This is a genomic window from Arthrobacter sp. D3-18 (genome assembly GCF_054408525.1).
In genome coordinates this window covers 3,195,012-3,212,202 of sequence record NZ_CP096440.1, presented here as the reverse complement: position 1 = coordinate 3,212,202, position 17,191 = coordinate 3,195,012, and the positions used below count along the sequence as shown (strand labels likewise).

Annotated in this window: 16 protein-coding genes; 9 read left to right on the top strand and 7 right to left on the bottom strand. The window is 62.9% G+C overall.

Annotation, left to right across the window (positions count from 1 at the left end; translation table 11 throughout):
- Positions 1-1,398, bottom strand: coding sequence for a branched-chain amino acid ABC transporter permease (locus tag M1D89_RS16845; RefSeq protein ID WP_017198703.1), 1,398 nt, complete (start codon positions 1,396-1,398; stop codon positions 1-3).
- Positions 1,399-1,740: 342 nt separating this feature from the next.
- Between M1D89_RS16845 and M1D89_RS16840 the strand changes: the two genes are divergently transcribed.
- On the top strand, positions 1,741-2,652 hold the full coding sequence (locus M1D89_RS16840) for a Bax inhibitor-1/YccA family protein (RefSeq protein WP_498645232.1): 912 nt from the start codon (positions 1,741-1,743) through the stop codon (positions 2,650-2,652).
- Between the two features lie 74 nt (positions 2,653-2,726).
- Here M1D89_RS16840 and M1D89_RS16835 read toward each other — a convergent pair whose 3' ends face one another.
- Genes M1D89_RS16835 through galT form a run of 3 tightly spaced genes read right to left on the bottom strand, consistent with a single transcriptional unit; the run spans position 2,727 to position 6,330 of the window.
- Positions 2,727-3,965 carry an acetyl-CoA C-acetyltransferase gene (locus tag M1D89_RS16835; RefSeq protein ID WP_498645230.1) on the bottom strand — a complete coding sequence of 413 codons (1,239 nt, stop codon included), beginning with the start codon at positions 3,963-3,965 and terminating at the stop codon, positions 2,727-2,729.
- Positions 3,966-4,024: 59 nt separating this feature from the next.
- Positions 4,025-5,185, bottom strand: a complete 1,161-nt coding sequence (gene galK, locus M1D89_RS16830; RefSeq protein ID WP_498645228.1) for a galactokinase — start codon at positions 5,183-5,185, stop codon at positions 4,025-4,027.
- Entirely contained in the window at positions 5,182-6,330 is a 1,149-nt protein-coding gene (gene galT / locus M1D89_RS16825) for a galactose-1-phosphate uridylyltransferase (RefSeq protein ID WP_498645226.1), read from the bottom strand. Before galT ends, galK begins: the two co-directional genes overlap by 4 nt.
- Positions 6,331-6,429: 99 nt before the next feature.
- Between galT and M1D89_RS16820 the strand changes: the two genes are divergently transcribed.
- From M1D89_RS16820 to M1D89_RS16805, 4 genes are all read left to right on the top strand, one after another.
- Positions 6,430-7,380 carry an aldose 1-epimerase family protein gene (locus M1D89_RS16820; protein ID WP_498645224.1) on the top strand — a complete coding sequence of 317 codons (951 nt, stop codon included), beginning with the start codon at positions 6,430-6,432 and terminating at the stop codon, positions 7,378-7,380.
- A 94-nt stretch (positions 7,381-7,474) separates the two neighbouring features.
- The gene (locus M1D89_RS16815) at positions 7,475-8,755 is read left to right on the top strand and encodes an AI-2E family transporter (RefSeq protein ID WP_498645223.1); all 1,281 of its coding nucleotides are present in this window, start codon (positions 7,475-7,477) and stop codon (positions 8,753-8,755) included.
- A 3-nt stretch (positions 8,756-8,758) separates the two neighbouring features.
- Positions 8,759-9,997, top strand: coding sequence for a threonine ammonia-lyase (ilvA, locus tag M1D89_RS16810; RefSeq protein WP_445930074.1), 1,239 nt, complete (start codon positions 8,759-8,761; stop codon positions 9,995-9,997).
- 14 nt (positions 9,998-10,011) lie between these two features.
- Positions 10,012-10,626 carry a rhomboid family intramembrane serine protease gene (locus M1D89_RS16805; RefSeq protein WP_498645221.1) on the top strand — a complete coding sequence of 205 codons (615 nt, stop codon included), beginning with the start codon at positions 10,012-10,014 and terminating at the stop codon, positions 10,624-10,626.
- A 144-nt stretch (positions 10,627-10,770) separates the two neighbouring features.
- On the opposite strand, the gene greA is transcribed toward M1D89_RS16805, so the two are convergent.
- Positions 10,771-11,265, bottom strand: coding sequence for a transcription elongation factor GreA (greA, locus tag M1D89_RS16800; protein WP_026542824.1), 495 nt, complete (start codon positions 11,263-11,265; stop codon positions 10,771-10,773).
- A 152-nt stretch (positions 11,266-11,417) separates the two neighbouring features.
- The gene (locus M1D89_RS16795; RefSeq protein WP_498645219.1) at positions 11,418-11,876 is read right to left on the bottom strand and encodes a DUF4307 domain-containing protein; all 459 of its coding nucleotides are present in this window, start codon (positions 11,874-11,876) and stop codon (positions 11,418-11,420) included.
- Between the two features lie 75 nt (positions 11,877-11,951).
- On the opposite strand from M1D89_RS16795, the gene mca reads away from it, so the two are divergent.
- The 3 genes from mca (at position 11,952) to M1D89_RS16780 (ending at position 15,427) form a co-directional block, all read left to right on the top strand.
- Positions 11,952-12,857 (top strand): mycothiol conjugate amidase Mca, encoded by a 906-nt coding sequence (mca, locus tag M1D89_RS16790; protein ID WP_498645216.1) that lies wholly within the window; start codon positions 11,952-11,954, stop codon positions 12,855-12,857.
- A gap of 106 nt (positions 12,858-12,963) precedes the next feature.
- A complete protein-coding gene (locus M1D89_RS16785; protein ID WP_420180502.1) occupies positions 12,964-13,275 on the top strand; it encodes a hypothetical protein in 312 nt (103 codons plus the stop codon).
- The gene (locus M1D89_RS16780; protein WP_498645214.1) at positions 13,253-15,427 is read left to right on the top strand and encodes a thioredoxin domain-containing protein; all 2,175 of its coding nucleotides are present in this window, start codon (positions 13,253-13,255) and stop codon (positions 15,425-15,427) included. Before M1D89_RS16785 ends, M1D89_RS16780 begins: the two co-directional genes overlap by 23 nt.
- Before the next feature lie 21 nt (positions 15,428-15,448).
- Here M1D89_RS16780 and trhA read toward each other — a convergent pair whose 3' ends face one another.
- The gene (trhA, locus tag M1D89_RS16775) at positions 15,449-16,090 is read right to left on the bottom strand and encodes a PAQR family membrane homeostasis protein TrhA (protein ID WP_498645212.1); all 642 of its coding nucleotides are present in this window, start codon (positions 16,088-16,090) and stop codon (positions 15,449-15,451) included.
- Between the two features lie 107 nt (positions 16,091-16,197).
- Here trhA and M1D89_RS16770 point away from each other — a divergent pair, with 107 nt between their 5' ends.
- Positions 16,198-17,004: an isoprenyl transferase gene (locus M1D89_RS16770; protein WP_017198688.1), complete on the top strand. Its 807-nt coding sequence runs from the start codon at positions 16,198-16,200 to the stop codon at positions 17,002-17,004.
- Positions 17,005-17,191 lie beyond the last annotated feature (187 nt).

Here is a 17,191-nt window from a genome sequence, read left to right as displayed (position 1 = left end):
CTAACCCACACGCTCACGCCGGCCGAGGATACCCTGCGGTCGGAACAGAAGAACAACAATCATGATGAAAAGGGCACCGACGTACTTGAGGTCGGCGGGGAGGCCGAACACTGTGGTCAGTTCCACGAAAATGCCGACGACGATCGAGCCGATCAAGGCACCGAAGACGGTTCCCAAACCACCCAGCGTCACGCCGGCGAAGATGAGCAGCAGGATTTGCGAGCCCATGTCGAAGGTGACGCCCGGACGGTAGTACGCCCACAGGATGCCACCGAGGGAGGCGAGCACGCCGCCGACGATCCACACAATGCGGATAACGGAGTCGACGTCGATGCCGGAGGCGGCTGCCAGTGCCGGGTTGTCGGCTACTGCACGGGTTGCCTTGCCAAGACGGGTCTTCAGCAGGACGATGCCGATCAGGGCGATGACCACCGCACTGATGATCAGGGACCACAGGTTGTTCGGAGAGATCGAAACAGGGCCGATCTGGATCTCGGCACTCTGGGCGCCGGGCAGCTGCTGTGTTGCACCGCCGAAGAAGAACTGGATGACGTAGCGGATGGCCAACGCCAAACCGATGCTGACGATCATCATGGGCACCAGGCCGGAGCCACGTTTCCTCAGGGGCCGCCAAAGACCTGCGTCCTGGACGTAGCCGAAGAGACCGCCACCTACCAAGGCAAGCAGGATGGCCAGCCAGAAGGGGAGTCCGAAGGCGTTGAACATGAACACCAGTACTGCGCCCAGCGTCACCATCTCACCGTGGGCGAAGTTGGTCAGGCCGGTGGTTCCGAAGATCAGGGAAAGGCCCACCGAGGCGAGTGCAAGGAGGAGGCCAAAGCTCAGACCTGCAACGAGGCGATTGAGGAGGTTCTGGCCGAAGTCCTGTTGCTGGACCACGATGCCCTCGCCGAAGGCAAAGATCACCGACAAGTTGGACGTCTGGCTGAACGTGACATCGCGGGGATTGTCCTGGCCTTCGGCCAGGGCGATGCCCTCCGGCAAGGTGGAGGTGTCCAGCTCGATGGTGTAGGTGCCTTGGACGGGAACGCCGATGGTCCAGGCTCCGTTGGCTCCAGAGGTAGCTTCACCTTCAAACCCGTTGCCCGTTGCTTTGATCTTGACGCCGGGTATGGGGGCCCGGGCATCATCGCGGAGGAACCCGCTGATGTTGTTCTGGAAAGTCGTCGGTGACGGCGAAGGCGAGGGGGTGGTTGCCTGTGCCGAAGGGGCGGCGATCAACAGAGCGGTGATGAGGGCTGCGAACAGCGCCCCCACAACTCTCTGCAGTCCCTTGGACCGTCTCATGGACGGGTCGCGCAGTGTGCTTCTCAAAATGGAAACCTCCACAGTGGGGGTGGTCCCGGCTGCGCCTTTGCAGCCGGTGCGAACGGTCATGGGGCTTGTGAACAGTTCTTGCCTAGCTGCCTCGTTTGTGATCTAAGTCACCCATGTGTGGCCTATGTTACCGCCCGGTGGAGATAATAAATGCCCAGTTCGGGGGTGTGAAGATCGCGATCGGATAACAACTGTGAAGCTATAGGCAACTAGTGATGTAGCAACGCTTAAGTAAACCTTTGTTGTTTGAGGGTGCTACTAAACGTTCTGAGGGTGACAGTCTTCCAATTTCTTGTCACGGTTGAGTTTCGTCTCCGTGAACAAGGGAACTTTCCCTGCCACGCGCGCGTGGTAATTGGTACCGTGAACTATCACTAGCCCTTTTTCAGGAGGACACCCGCAATGGCACTTGGCGGAAACCCAGTCTTCAACGGAAAGAATTTCCGTGGAGCAAAGCAGGCCCCGCCTGTACCGCAGAACCCGTACGGCCAGCAGTTCAACCAGGCACCCGGCCGTGCACCGAGCCAGGTCATGGACGGCCATGCAGCATGGTCTGCCCAGCAGCAGAACATGACCAATGAGCAGCTGCAGCAGATGTACAACCAGCCCGCTGCAGGCCCGGCCCACACCGGCCGCATGACTTATGACGACGTCATCATGAAGACCGTCGCCTGCCTCGTGGTTCTCATCCTCGGTGCCGGCGTCACGCTCTTCGTGGCGCCCGCGCTCTCCACCATGCTCATGATCGTTGGTGCCTTGGGCGGATTTGTCCTGGCACTGGTCAACACTTTCAAGAAGCAGCCTTCACCGGCCCTGATCCTTGCCTACGCCGGCCTTGAGGGCCTGTTCCTCGGTGGCCTCACCCGCATCCTGGACGGCATGTTCCCCGGCGTCGGTCTCCAGGCCGTCATCGGTACGCTGGCTGTCTTCGGCGTCACCCTGGCGCTCTTCAAGAGCGGCAAGGTTCGCGCCACCCCGAAGATGATGCGCTTCTTCCTGATCGCCACCATTGGTTACGCGGTCTTCGCACTGATCAACATGGTGATGATGTGGACCGGCGCTGTGCAGGAGCCTTTCGGCCTCCGGACCGGCATTGAAATTGCCGGCATCCCGCTGGGTGTGTTCATCGGCATCCTGGCCATCGGCCTGGCAGCGTTCTCGCTGATCATGGACTTCACCAGCATCGAAGAAGGCGTCCGTGCAGGCGCCCCGGAGCGTTACTCCTGGGTTGCAGCCTTCGGCCTGACGGTCACGCTGGTTTGGCTCTACGTGGAAATCATCCGCCTCTTGGCGATCCTGCGAGGCGACGACTAGTTACAACAGCTCCAACGCGAAATGCCCCCGAAGTTTCGGGGGCATTTTTGCGTCTCGGCCAGTTTGTGTCCTGACTAGCTCAAGCGTTCGAAAACAACTGCCATGCCCTGGCCGCCACCTACACACAAGGTGGCAAGCCCCAGGGTTCCGTCTCGTTCCTTGAGGCCGTTGAGGAGAGTACTTGTCATCCGGGCGCCGGTCATGCCGAAGGGGTGACCCAAGGCAATGGCCCCGCCATGGACGTTAAGCTTTGCGGGGTCGATCCCCAACTCACGGGCGCTCGCCACCACCTGCACAGCGAAGGCTTCGTTGAGCTCCACCAGATCGATGTCATCCATGGTCAGACCAGCCAACCTGAGAGCCCGTCGCGTGGATTCCACGGGCCCCATGCCCATGAGTTCGGGGGAGAGGGCGCTGACGGCGGTTGAAACGACCCGCGCGAGAGGCTGCAGGCCCAGTTCGCGCGCACGTGAGTCACTCATGACCACCACCGCGGCGGCGCCGTCGTTGAGGGGGCAGGCATTGCCGGCTGTGACGGTCCCCTCCGTACGGAACACGGGTTGCAGGGCGGAAACCGCTTCAAGGGTCACGCCTGCGCGTGGGGAATCGTCCCGCTCCACGACGGTGCCGTCTTTGCGTGTGAAGGGTGTGATGTCCCGGGTGTAAAACCCTGAGGCGATCGCGGCTTCGGCCCGATTCTGGCTCAGGACGCCCCACTCGTCCTGCTCCGCCCGGCTGATGCCATAGCTAGTGGCAACGTTCTCTGCCGTCTGGCCCATGGAGATGTAGATGTCGGGCAGCCGGCCGCCGAGCCGTGGGTCGGTCCAAGGGATGTTGGACGCCGCACGGGAGGCCGTACGTTGGGCTGCCGCCTCGAACAGCGGATTGTGGTTGGAGGAGTCGGTTTCGCCGGCACCGGCCCAGTTCTGGTACCTGGACACGCTCTCCACTCCAGCGGCGACAATTGCGTGGGCTTCCCCGGATTTGATGGCGTGGAAGGCCATCCGCAAGGTTTGCAGGCTTGATGCACAGAAACGGTTGATGGTGGCCGCCGGCACGCGGTCCATCCCGGCAAGGACAGCCACCACCCGTGCCATGTTGGATCCGGCCTCGCCACTGGGTTCGGCGCAGCCCAGCAGGATGTCGTCCAAGCCTTGGCCGTCCTCCGCTCCGGGATCGAAGCCCGGGACCTTTGCGAGGGCGGCCTGCACCATGGCGGTGGCCAGGTCATCCGGACGTTCGTCTTTGAGGGAACCCTTGAAGGCTCGGCCTATAGGGCTTCTTGCAGTAGCAACGATGACAGCCTCAGTCATGGCCCCAGCTTACGCCCGGCATCCGCTGGGACGCCGGGCGCTCGCCGCAACCGGTCGCCTTAGACCAGGCGCAGCGCTCCAGCGGCAGGGGTAACGGTGAAGATGTCCGGGGCGATGAAGCCCGCCTCTGAGAACGAACGCACGACGGCGTCGCGCACCTGTTGCTCCTGGCCAACCGGAGTCAGCGCGATGGCGGAACCGCCAAAACCGCCGCCTGTCATGCGGGCACCGATAGCGCCGTTGGCCCGGGAAGTATCCACGGCCAGGTCGAGTTCCGGGCAGGAGATTTCAAAGTCATCGCGCATCGAAAGGTGGCTGGCATCCAGCAATGCTCCGATGGCGGCAGGGCCCTGGGTGCCCAGGACTTCCACCGTCTGGAGGACCCGATCGTTCTCGGTGACCACGTGGCGGACCCGCCGAAGGGTAGTTTCGTCCAGCAGACCTGACGCTTCCTCCAAACGCTCCACGCCGACGTCGCGCAGTGCCTTGACGCCTAGTATCTCTGCACCCAACTCGCAGGACGCACGGCGGGAGGCATATCCGCCGTCGGCATGCGAATGCGACACCTTGGTGTCGATCACCAACAGGACCAGGCCGGAAGCTTCAGCGTCAAAAGGGACCAGCTCCACATGTTGGTCACGGCAGTCCAGGAACACAGCGTGTCCCTTGGCGCCGCGCAGGGACGCTGACTGGTCCATGATGCCGGTGGGTGCCCCCACAAACACGTTTTCGGCGCGCTGGGTTGCGAGCACCAGCTCCTCGGCAGCGAAACCGGCGCCGGTCAACTCATTGAGGGCCGAAATGACGGCGCACTCAATGGCATGTGATGAAGAGAGGCCGGCTCCGGAGGGAACATCGGAATCAAGCAGGAGGTCAAAGCCAGGCACCTCGATGCCGCGTTCCTTGAGCGCCCAGGCGACGCCGAGCGGGTAGCGGGACCATCCCTCGCTGGACCCGGGTTCCGAGTCCGTGAGGTCAGCTTCCACCACGCCGTGCCCGCCAAAGGTGGACAGCATACGCACCCTTGAGTCGTCGCGGACTCGCAGTGCCACCTTTGCCGTCTTATCGATGGCGAAGGGGAGCACGAAGCCCTCGTTGTAGTCCGTGTGCTCACCGATCAGGTTCACGCGTCCCGGTGCCTGCCACACGCCGTCGGCAGCTGCGCCGAACAATTCCTGGAAACGGGCGGCGAGGACGCCGGTCTGGGTGGTGGTGGTCATGCTCGTGTGCCTTCCAAGGTCTTGTTTGAGGGTACTGCGGCGACGCTGCGCAGCCGCTCCGCCACCGCTTCGGGGGTGGTGTCGTTGATGAACGCTCCCATGGCGGCCTCGGAGCCTGCCAGATACTTGAGCTTATCGGCAGCGCGGCGAGGTGAGGTCAGCTGCAGGTGCAGCTGGCCCGCAGGGCGGAGAACAGGGTCCAGCGGAGCCTGGTGCCAGGCCGAGATGTACGGCATGGGGGTGGGGTAGAGGGCGTCGAGCCGCTTCAGCAGGTCCAAATAGACGTGCGAAAGCTCATCGCGTTCTTCCCCGGTGAGTGCCGCAAGATCGGGGACATTGCGATGCGGAACGAGGTGGATTTCCAAGGGCCACCGGGCCGCGAAAGGTACGTAGGCGCTGAAATACTTGGCTTCCAGGACCATCCGGCTGCCGTCCGCGCGTTCAGCGTTGAGGAGTGAGGCTCCGAGCGTTTCCTTCGCGTCGACGTCGTCGTAGTACTTCCGTGCCACCGCACCGAGCTGGGCGGCGCGGGGAGTTACATAGGGGTACGCGTAGATCTGGCCGTGGGGGTGGTGCAGCGTGACTCCGATGTCCGCACCGCGGTTCTCGAACGGAAACACCTGCTTGATGCCGGCAAGGGCGCTCAACGCCTCGGTCCGCTGGGCCCAGGCTTCAATGACCGTACGGGCGCGCGTTTCGCCCAGTTCGGCGAAGGAGCCGGTGTGCTGTGGCGTGAAGGCAACCACCTCGCAGCGGCCGTATGCCGCTCCCTTGACGTTGTGGCCGGAGTGTCCAAGGGCAGGAATCGCGGGAATATCGCCCAAAGCCGGGCCCAGGGACGGGAAGCGGTTCTCGAACACCACGACGTCGTAATCCGGTGCCGGAATTTCGGAGGGGTTCGCAGCTGTGGTGGGGCAGATGGGGCACTGATCAGCAGGGGGGAGGTGCGTCCGCGTCTGGCGGTGGGCGGCCACGGCTACCCAGTCGCCCGACAAGGCGTCATACCGGACTTCACCGGGCTCACCGCGAGCGGGGAGCTCGCGGTGGTCCACCAGCGAGTCCGGTGTTCGTTCAGGAGTCCCGGGGTCGTCGAAGTAGATCAGCTCTCGGCTGTCTGCGAGGCGGGTGCTGGTGATGCGGCTCATACATCCAATCATTCCACAAGCAACCAAAAACGCATAATTTCTAACAAAAGCAAACATTCTTCTGCCGCGAGACGACCGCTCATGCAGTACGGTATTGCCATGCCTGCCTCCCCGTCGCCTGCCGACAGCACCCACCAGTCCGAATCCCGTCGCTTTGCTACTGGTCGCCAGTTCGAGCTCCGCAGGGACGATGCGCTCGCCGTCATCACCGAGCTCGCCGCGGGCTTGCGCCTCTACTCCCGGGGTGGAGTTCAGTTGACTGAAAGCTACGGCGACGGCGAAATTCCGCCCGGAGCTACCGGCATCACCCTGGCGCCGTGGGCCAACCGCATAGAAGACGGGGTCTGGTACCTGGAAGGCAAGAAGCAGCAACTCGATATCACGGAAGCCTCACGCAACAACGCCAGCCACGGCCTGTTACGCAACACCGGGTACACCCTGGTGGACGAGTCCGAGTTTTCCGTGACGCTCGAAGCCACGGTCTTCCCGCAACACGGCTACCCTTTCCTGCTGCGGCATCGGGTGCGTTATGAGCTCGACCAGAGCCTGGACCTCCGGGTCTCGCAGATGCTGATCAATGACTCCCAGGCCACGGCTCCCTTTGTCCTGGGCGCGCACCCTTACCTCCGGATCGGCGATGTTGCTCCGGAGGAGCTGGTCCTGACGGTGCATGCAGGCACCCGGCTGGCGGCGGACGAGCGACTCATCCCACGCAGCACCGCTCCTGTGGAGGGCGAGTATGACTTTTCCGGTGGTGCCGCTGTGGGCACCTTGTTGGTGGATGTTGCACTGACGGACCTGGCGTTCGACGGCGGGACGGCGCGCCACACGCTTACCGCGCCGGATGGCCGCAGCGTAAGCCTTGAGCAGGACGAGAGCTGCCAATACGCCCACGTTTTCGTCACTGACACGTTCCCAGGCCGCTCCAAAGCTGTGGCTATCGAACCGATGACCGGCCCGGCCAACGCATTCAATAGCGGCGATGGCCTTCGCTGGTTGGCGCCCGGCGAAGAGTTCACCATGCGATGGGGAATCACAGCGTCCCTCTAGGCCCTTCGCCTGGGAGATACCTCCGAATGCCTCGGATCGTCTCGGAAGTGAGAGCCGGTTTCCCATACGGGCCGGGCTGCGGAATTATGGGTTCATGACGCCAACACCGGACGCCAAAACACGTTCTGACCGCCAAATTGCCGAAGACATCCCCTACGGGGTGCGTATCGCTGCAGCCTGGTCCTGGCGGGCAGGGCTGATCCTTCTCATGATCGGCGCCCTCGTCTGGTTGTTGGGCAAAGTCAGCTTCCTCATTATCCCGGTGATGGTTGCGGCGCTGCTGGCCGGTCTGCTGCATCCGGTGGTGGCGTGGTTGCGCAACCGCAAGGTTCCCAACGGGGGAGCCGTCGCCATTACCGTGCTTGGTTTCATTGGCGTGATTGGTGGTGCCCTGGCGCTGGTGGGCAGGCAGCTCGTTACGGGCTTCGGTGCGCTCTGGCACGAAGCACTGGCGGGCATCCAGCAGATCCAAACCTGGCTCGCAGATGGCCCACTGCACCTGACCGCAGACCAGATTGACCAGTACATTTCCGACGGCGCCGATGCCCTCCAGAACAACAGCAGCAGCATCCTCAGTGGTGCACTCTCCTTCGGCAGCACCGCCGGACACTTTGCGGCAGGCCTTGTCCTGGCGCTGTTCATCCTCATCTTCTTCCTGCTGGAGGGGCCGCGGATCTGGGCCTTCATGGTCCGGCTCCTGCCCAGGAGCGCGCGGAGGGCTACCGATGGCGCAGGGCGCCGGGGCTGGACGTCCATGGTCAGCTATGTGCGGATCCAGATGTTCGTTGCGTTCGTAGATGCTGTTGGCATTGGCGTTGGTGCAGCCATCATCCAGGTTCCCCTGGCTCTCCCCTTGGCGGTACTGGTGTTCATCGGCTCGTTCATTCCGGTGGTCGGTGCCTTGGTTACGGGTGCCATCGCTGTGTTGCTCGCCCTCGTTGCCAACGGGCCCATCAACGCGCTGATCATGTTGGCGATCGTTCTGGTAGTGCAGCAGTTGGAAAGCCACATCCTGCAGCCACTGGTCATGGGCAAGGCCGTGGCACTACACCCGGTGGCCGTGATCCTGTCGGTTGCCGCCGGTTCCTACCTCGCAGGCATCCCCGGGGCGCTGTTCGCGGTCCCATTGCTCGCCGTAGTAAACACGGCAGTTCGCTACATTGCGGGCCGGACGTGGGAACATGATGAAGGATTGGGTGGTGTGGAACTCCAGCCGGCAGCAGCTTCGGCGGGGACAAGCGGCGACGCCAACTTCAAGGAGGTCCACCTCCCACGGCCCGAATCCCGCCTCGGCAAAGGCGTGGCCGGCAAGACCAAGGCTTCGGGGAGCACCTCTGTTGAGGATCCTCAAGCCGACACCAACAAAGGAGAATAGTCAGTGAATACCCTCGAAACCCTGCCCGTCACTCTGGACGATGTCCTCAAGGCGCAGGAGCTGCTCGAGGGCATTATTACCAAGACTCCTGTGGAGTCGTCCCGTGCGCTGGGCAGCCTCGTGGGCGGCAACGTTTTTTTCAAGTGCGAGAATCTGCAGCGTGCAGGCTCCTTCAAGGTCCGTGGCGCCTACGTGCGGATGGCCCGGCTAACGGACGAGGAAAAGAAGCGCGGAGTGGTGGCGGCTTCGGCCGGCAACCACGCCCAGGGTGTGGCAGTGGCTGCCAAAAGCCTGGGCATCAACGCCCGCATCTATATGCCCCTTGGCGTAGCCCTTCCCAAGCTGGCGGCCACCCGCAGCCACGGTGCTGAAGTGGTCCTGCACGGCCACAATGTGGATGAAGCGCTGGCGGAAGCGCAGCGTTACGCCAACGAAACAGGCGCGGTTTTTGTCCACCCCTTCGACAACGTGGACGTTGTTGCCGGGCAGGGCACCATCGGCTTGGAAATCCTGGACCAAATCCCCAACGTGGACACCATTCTCATGGGAGTCGGCGGGGGCGGGCTGTTGGCCGGTGTAGCTGTCGCGATCAAGGCCAGGGCCAAGGAACTCGGCCGTGAGATCAGGGTCATTGGCGTGCAGGCAGAGAACGCTGCCGCTTACCCGCCATCACTGGCCGCGGATGCATTGGTGCCGCTGAAGAAGGTCACCACCATGGCCGACGGCATCGCGGTTGGACGTCCCGGGCAGCTTCCCTTCAGCATCATCCGCGAACTTGTGGACGACGTCGTGACCGTGAGCGAGGATTCCCTCGCCCGGGCCCTGATCTTCCTGCTCGAGCGCGCCAAGATGGTTGTTGAGCCTGCCGGGGCTGTGGGAGTAGCCGCGCTGATGGACGGCAAGATCGAAAACCCGGGGAACACCGCCGTCGTGCTTTCCGGCGGCAACATAGATCCCATGCTGATGCTCAAAGTCATCCAGCGCGGTCTGTCGGCCGCTGGCCGTTTCATGACGGTTCGGATGATGCTGGACGACCGTCCGGGTTCATTGGCCACCATCGCCCGCATCATCGCTGAAAATGACGCCAACGTTACCGGTCTGGACCACACCCGTTTGGGTGGTTCCATCAGCATGGGCGACGTCTCCATCACTATCAACCTGGAAACCAAGGGCCACGAACACGGTGAGCAGGTTCTCGGTGCACTCCGGGCCGAGGGCTTCCAGCCAATCGTGGTGCACTGACAGGAGGGGCGCCCATGGTGCTTGGAATGCCTGAGGGCTCAAAAGAAGCGGCAAAGGAGTCGCTCGCTGGTCGGGCGAAGGGCGGGCTGCTCTTCATGGGCGGATTCGTCATTTTGCTCTATGTCATCGAGATCCTTAACACCTTGATGCGCCACGGGCTCAACCCAACCTTTGGTTTGCGACCCCGTTCCATGGACGGTGTGCTGGACATCCTGACGTTTCCGTTGCTGCACGCGAACCTGAACCATCTGCTGTCCAACACGCTGCCGCTGATCATCTTCGGTTTCCTGGTGTTCCTGTCCGGAATCCGGGTGTTCATCACCGCGTTGGCCTTCAGCTGGCTCGGATCAGGACTTGCGGTGTGGCTGATCGGCGGGGGAGGGGTAACAGTTGGAGCTTCCGGCCTGGTGTTCGGCTTTTTTGCATTCCTGTTGGTGCGGGGATTTTTCAACCGAAGCTGGTGGCAGATCCTGCTCTCCGTGGTCCTGTTCATGGCGTACGGCAGCATCCTCTTCGGCGTTCTACCCACGGTGCTGGGCTACATCTCCTGGCAGGCGCACCTCGGTGGAGCCGTAGGGGGCGTGGTAGCGGCCATCCTGCTCCGCCCCAAGGCTAAGCTCACCCCCTGACCCAAGTAGGTCGCAGTTGACGTCGTTCTGAACGCTCAGAACGACGTCAACTGCGACCTACTTGGGTAGGAACACGAAAAACGCCGGCCCTCCCCGCGAAGGGGTGGGCCGGCGTCATGTATTTCAGGCCGGTTTAGCCGCTGCTTAGGCGACGTAAGGCTTGGCGGAAACGATCTCCACCGGGATTTCCTTGCCATTGGGGGCGACGTAGCTCAGGCTGTCGCCTTCCTTGTGGCCGATAATGGCGGCACCCAAGGGGGACTTTTCGCTGAAAACGTCAAGGTCGGAATCTCCGGCGATTTCGCGGGATCCCAGCAGGAACGTCTCTTCGTCGCCGGCGATGCGGGCAACAACCAGCATTCCCGGTTCGACAATTCCGTCGTCGGCCGGGGCTTCGCCCACCTGGGCATCGCGCAGGAGCGCGGTGAGCTGGCGGATGCGGGCCTCGATCTTGCCCTGCTCCTCCTTGGCGGCGTGGTAGCCACCGTTTTCCTTGAGGTCGCCTTCCTGGCGAGCAGCTTCGATCTTCTGGACGATTTCCGCCCGGCCCGCGCCGGAAAGGTGGTCCAGCTCAGCCTGCAAGCGGTCGAAAGCTTCCTGGGTGAGCCAAGCCGCAGTGGCGCTATTGGTGGTAGACACGGATTTCTCCTCTAGATCTGACAATGCAAAAGACCCCGCCGAGTTGGCCACTCGTGAATCTCAGTAACCAACTTAACGGGGTGAAGGTTTCATCCATTGTAGTAAATCCTCTGGACGAACCCAAACCGGTTGAGTCGTGGGTCACACGATTGTTATTTCCCGCTGTCCACGATCCAGCAGTTGTCCACGACTCCGGAGACTGCCGGGGACTCGGTCCTCAGGACAGTGCGTTGCATGGTGGTGCTGCCGCCGTCGGGATCGTCCCGGGGATCGTTGGGTCCGATCTCCACTACTTTCCAGCCGACCACCGCGAACTTGGAATCCAGGGCTTTGATGGCGCATTTGGCAGTGGCTCCGGGGTATTTGGTGACCTGGTAGTCCACCTCGGCCTGGGTATCGTCCACGGTGCTGTAGCCGATGTCCTTGAAGGTGACCGGGGCCTGGGCTGAGCCTGTTGCCACGTAGGCGGCGAACCCAATTCCGAGGACCAAGGCAGCGATGACAATGTTCCGCTTGGTTTTGCGGGTCATGGCGCGCTTTTGACCGCCGTATCGATTGGCTAGGCTGGTGCTTGCCGGTACTTGGGTGGCCGATAGGTCCTCTGAAGTCACCCATCCAGTTTAGTGCCGATCCCGGCGCGCCATCACCGCCCACAAAAGCATGATCCATGAAAGAGGAGCCGTCACGTGACAGCGTCCAGCAGTTCCGAGCAGCAGTTGCGTCTGCTCGCCGTCCACGCCCATCCGGATGATGAGTCCAGCAAGGGCGCAGCAACCATGGCGATGTACGCCGCGGCGGGTGTGGACGTCATGGTTGCCACGTGCACGGACGGTTCGCGCGGCGACATTCAGAACCCCGCCATGGAGGACGCCCCCCATCCCAAGCGGGACATGGCCGGCGCCCGGCGCCTCGAGATGGCCAACGCGGCAGCGGTCCTGGGAATCCAACAACGCTGGCTCGGTTTTGTGGATTCGGGCCTTCCCGAAGGCGATCCGCTCCCGCCCTTGCCCCCGGGTTGCTTCGCCCTGCAGCCGTTGGAGCGCGCCACGGCGCCCTTGGTCCGGCTGGTCCGGGACTTCAAGCCGCACGTCATCCTCAGCTACGACGAAAACGGTGGCTACCCGCACCCTGACCACATCATGGCCCACAAGGTTGCGGTGGAAGCTTTTGAAGCCGCAGGCGATCCTGAGCGCTATCCCGGCATGGGTGAGCCATGGACGCCCAGCAAGCTCTACTACGACCGCGCTTTCAGCCCCGAACGATTCCGTGCGCTGCATTTCGCCCTGGAAGAAGCCGGGCTGCAATCCCCGTATGCCGAGCGGCTAGCGGCCTGGCTTGAAGCCGACGCGGAAGGTCACACTGCGCCGGTGGCGGGGCACCAGACCACCACGCAGGTTGATTGTGGTGACTTCTTCGAGGCAAGGGATGATGCCCTGCGGGCCCACCGGACCCAGATCGATCCCCTCGGCTTCTTCTTCGCGGTATCGCCGGACCTGCAAAGGACCGCTTGGCCGTGGGAGGACTACACCCTGATCAAGTCCAGGGTGCCTTCCGAACTGCCGGAGAAGGACCTCTTCGCGGGGATAAGATAGGAATGCCGGTAGTTTCTATCGCTCGTAGAAATTACCGTGTGGCCAGCCAGTTTCCCGGCTACGCGCTGCCAGTCGGCACGCACCGGATCCCATAGAAGGTTTGAAAGTGCATCACTTGATTCTTGCCCTGACCGTCACTCCGTCGCCCGATCCCACGGGCACGCTGCGGCCCGGCCTGTCCGAGGATCAGGTGACGCCCGGTACTTGGGGCTTCGTCCTCACGGCCTTCATCGTGATCCTTACAACCTTCCTGATCGTGGACATGGTTCGCAGGATTCGCCGCGTCCGCTACCGCGCCCAGGTGGAGGAAGCACGCTTGGCGGCAGAAGCGGGGAACACGGACGGCGGAAGCGAAAGCGCTGCCGAAGCAGGTAGCTCCACTGACGAGAATGGCGATGGCGGCCCCCGGACCCGCTGAGCCGGGTCAACCCGCCGAAACCGGCGGACCCAACTGGCCCGGGGCAAGTAACGCCCTGGGTTCGGAACCTTCTGCTTATTTGCGGCAGCACGCGGACAATCCCGTGTTCTGGCGCCCGTTCGGTGATGAGGCTTTTGCCTTTGCTGCCGAGCGTGATGTTCCCGTCTTCCTCTCCATCGGCTACGCGGCATGCCACTGGTGCCACGTCATGGCCCACGAGTCCTTCGAAGACCAGGAAACTGCGGATTACCTGAACGCCCGTTTTGTCCCGGTGAAGGTTGACCGGGAAGAGCGCCCTGACGTCGACTCCGTGTATATGGCGGCTACGCAGGCCATCAGCGGCGAAGGTGGGTGGCCGATGTCCGTCTTCCTCACCCCGGACGGGCTCGCCTTCCATGCTGGAACGTACTTCCCACCGGTTCCCTTGCCCGGCCGGCCGTCGTTCCGCAATGTCCTGGAGGCGGTCCATGAGGCGTGGATGGAGCGACGCGATGCCGTGGAGCAGAATGCCACGGGACTGGCAGCGAACATGGCCAATGCGCATTTTGCCGGGGTGGTCCGGCTCGACGGCCCGCCCGAAATGCTGGATGCACGCCTCCTTCCGGAGGCCGTAGCGCTGCTTGCCCGTTCTGAAGACCCCGACGCCGGTGGGTTCGGCACCGCTCCCAAGTTCCCGCCGTCGGCGGTTCTTGAGTTCCTCATCCGGCACGCAGCCGCACCGTCGGATACTGCCCTTGCAGCCCGCGACATGGCAGAGCGCGCCCTTGCCGGCATGGCCAGATCGGCGCTGTGCGACCAGCTCGACGGCGGATTCGCCCGCTACTCGGTGACGGCGGACTGGTCCGTGCCGCACTTCGAAAAAATGCTGTATGACAATGCGCAGCTGCTGCGGGTCTACGCACACTGGACCCGGCTTGGCGGCAATGACGTCTTCCCGGTGAGTGAAGCAGCATCCGTGGCCTCAAGGTGTGCCGATTGGCTCTTGGGTTCCCTCAAGCTGTCCAACGGCGCGTTGGCCTCCTCCCTGGACGCCGACACCGTGGTTGGCGGCGTGCACCATGAGGGCGCAACCTATTTGTGGACTCCCGAATCTCTCGTGGACGTCCTTGGCCCGGGTGACGCCGAGGCCGTGGCGACCATGATGAACGTCGGTGGCGAGGGGACTGTCTCCGAGCTGGGCTCGCCGCTTCATCCTGCGCGGGCGTTGACAGATGAAGAGAGCAGGCTCTGGGAGCGCGTACGGCCGGTGCTGTTGGCCTCCCGCAACCTTCGGAGCCAGCCGGCCCGGGACGACAAAGTGGTGGCCGGGTGGAATGGCCTCGCCGTAGGAGCTCTCGCGGAAGCTGGGGCCATTCTTGACCGCCCTGACTTGATTGCCGCGGCCGAAGCCGTGGCGGAGTACCTCGCGGACGTTCACTGGGACAGCGCGTCCCAGCTGCTGGTCCGGGTTTCACATGACTCGCAGGCACGGGGCATTGGCGGTCTGCTTGAGGATTACGCCTTCTGCGCAGATGGCCTCCTGACGCTTTATGCCGTCACGGGCGCCACGCGCTGGTACCGTTTCGCGGAAGAGCTCACCCTGGCCGCGTCTTCACGTTTTGTGGAGAACGGTCAATTGGCCGACTCCGCGGGGGAGTCCGCGCAGGTTTTCAACGCCCAGGGCCGGAAAGCTGCACTGGACCCGTTCGACAATGCCACGCCCAGCGGTGCCGCCGGTTTTGCGGGCGCGCTGTTGTCCTACGCCGCGTACTCCGGTTCCCACGAGCATCGCCTGATGGCGGGCAATATTCTGGGCCTGTTACCACCCCTCGCCACGCGGGCACCGCGTGTTGCCGGTTGGCTGCTGGCTACTGCCCAGGCTGCGCTTGCCGGCCCGGTGGAGGCCGCCGTCGTGGGTTTGGACTCGCCGCTTCTGCGCGAGTTGCACAGTGCGCTGTTGAAGTCTCCCAGTCCTGGCCTGGTTGTCGCCGTGAAAACGGGCGACGCCGCGTCCCCGGCAGGGGAGGCCGAAGTTCCCCTGCTGCTCCACAGGTCAGGCGCGCCGGACGGATCGGCGCAGGTTTACTTGTGCCGCGACATGGTGTGCGAGAGGCCGTTGGGTGATGTGGCAGCGGTTCAGTCCCGCTTGGCGGGGATGGCGTCAGGCGACTGACACGTGCTTTCCTGCTCAGGCTTAGCTCAGCACTGCCATCATGATGGCAGCAAAGTGCGCCGCGAACGCCAGCACCGTGAAGGCGTGGAAGAGCTCATGGAATCCGAAGTGCTGGACGCTGAAGTTCGGTTTTTTGATGGCGTAGAACACCGCGCCTGCGATGTACAGCGCTCCACCCACGCAGATAAGTATGGCTGCCGGGGCATTGGCGGTGAAGAACTGGGGCAGGTAGAACAACGCGCCGCAGCCTAGCGCGATGTAAACCGGCACGTACAACCAGCGTGGAGCGTGTGTCCACAGGATTCGGAAGAGCACCCCGACTATTGCTCCGGACCACACAAGCCATAGCAACGTCACAGCCTGTGAGCGCTCCAGCAAGGACCACGCCAGGGGCGTGTAGCTGCCGGCGATTACCAGCATGATGTTGGTGTGGTCCAGCCGTTTGAGCAGCATTCGGACCTTGGGTGACCAATTTCCGCGATGGTAAACGGCGCTGACGCCAAACAGCAGGAAGCCTGTCAACGCATAAATGGCGGAGGTGATCTTGCGATCGGGGGTGGGTGCGACGGTCACCAGGACGATCCCTGCCGCGAGTGCAAATGGAGCGGCGACGGCGTGGATCCACCCACGCCATAGGGGCTTGGTTTCGAGGAGCTCAGCCATGGATAAAGAATAACTTACGATTCGGTAAGTTACCCATCGGTAACAAGTCTCAAGGTGAATTTGACCGGCTGCTGCACCGGCCCGGCAGCTCGGGACGGTAGCCTTGGATGTGCGCCGTCGTCGTACAAGCAAGGAAGTCAGGTGAGAGTCCGGTGGAGCTGCCCGGTTTCCTGTATGGCTTCTACGAGCGCAAACTCCTGCGCTCCCTCAAGCAAGACAGAATCCCGCGGCATATCGGCGTGATGGTGGACGGAAACAGGCGGTGGGCACGCCAGTTCAACGCACCCACCAGCCAGGGGCACCAAGCGGGCGCGGACAAGATCCACGAATTCCTCGGCTGGTGCCAGGAACTCGGCGTCAAAGTAGTGACCCTCTACATGCTCTCCACGGACAACATGAGCCGCTCCGGTGAAGAACTGGACCTCCTCATGGGCATCATCGCGAACACCATGGACCGGCTGGATGAAGACGAAGACGTCTCCGTCCACGCTATGGGCGCACCGGAACTCCTCCCGGACTACCTGGCCGAACGGCTCAACAAACTGACCGCCCGCACCCCGGTCCACGAAAAGATCCACGTGAACGTGGCCGTCGGCTACGGCGGGCGCCGCGAAATTGTCGACGCCGTCCGGGAACTTCTTCACGATGCCGACGCAAAAGGACGCAAGATGTCCGACGTCGCAGATGAACTTTCGGTGGACGACATCTCCAGGTTCCTCTACACCCGTGGCCAACCCGACCCGGACCTCGTCATTCGCACCTCCGGCGAGCAGCGGCTCTCAGGCTTCCTCATGTGGCAAAGCGCTTACAGCGAGTTCTACTTCTGTGAAGCCCTCTGGCCTGCCTTCCGCAAAGTCGACTTCCTGCGTGCGCTCAGGGACTACGCCGGACGCCAGCGGCGATTCGGCACCTGACTGCGACCCGGTTCACCAAAACTTAACGAGCCGGACATGCGACTTGCCGACTCAGGTTTCGGAATTTTCTGTGAGGGGGATTACGTTAATCCCATCAGCAGGCAAAACCGCCCGCTGATCGGGGAGGCCAGTATATGGAGCGGACTATCGCACCAGTTACATGGGAGGCCACGCCCGGCCTTCCGGC

What these genes read in the sequence shown, in the direction of transcription:
- M1D89_RS16845 (WP_017198703.1), bottom strand. Translation starts at nt 1,398, where the DNA reads ATGACCGTTCGCACCGGCTGCAAAGGCGCAGCCGGGACCACCCCCACT.
- M1D89_RS16840 (WP_498645232.1), top strand. Translation starts at nt 1,741, where the DNA reads ATGGCACTTGGCGGAAACCCAGTCTTCAACGGAAAGAATTTCCGTGGA.
- M1D89_RS16835 (WP_498645230.1), bottom strand. Translation starts at nt 3,965, where the DNA reads ATGACTGAGGCTGTCATCGTTGCTACTGCAAGAAGCCCTATAGGCCGA.
- galK (WP_498645228.1), bottom strand. Translation starts at nt 5,185, where the DNA reads ATGACCACCACCACCCAGACCGGCGTCCTCGCCGCCCGTTTCCAGGAA.
- galT (WP_498645226.1), bottom strand. Translation starts at nt 6,330, where the DNA reads ATGAGCCGCATCACCAGCACCCGCCTCGCAGACAGCCGAGAGCTGATC.
- M1D89_RS16820 (WP_498645224.1), top strand. Translation starts at nt 6,430, where the DNA reads ATGCCTGCCTCCCCGTCGCCTGCCGACAGCACCCACCAGTCCGAATCC.
- M1D89_RS16815 (WP_498645223.1), top strand. Translation starts at nt 7,475, where the DNA reads ATGACGCCAACACCGGACGCCAAAACACGTTCTGACCGCCAAATTGCC.
- M1D89_RS16805 (WP_498645221.1), top strand. Translation starts at nt 10,012, where the DNA reads ATGGTGCTTGGAATGCCTGAGGGCTCAAAAGAAGCGGCAAAGGAGTCG.
- M1D89_RS16780 (WP_498645214.1), top strand. Translation starts at nt 13,253, where the DNA reads ATGGCGGCCCCCGGACCCGCTGAGCCGGGTCAACCCGCCGAAACCGGC.
- trhA (WP_498645212.1), bottom strand. Translation starts at nt 16,090, where the DNA reads ATGGCTGAGCTCCTCGAAACCAAGCCCCTATGGCGTGGGTGGATCCAC.
- M1D89_RS16770 (WP_017198688.1), top strand. Translation starts at nt 16,198, where the DNA reads ATGTGCGCCGTCGTCGTACAAGCAAGGAAGTCAGGTGAGAGTCCGGTG.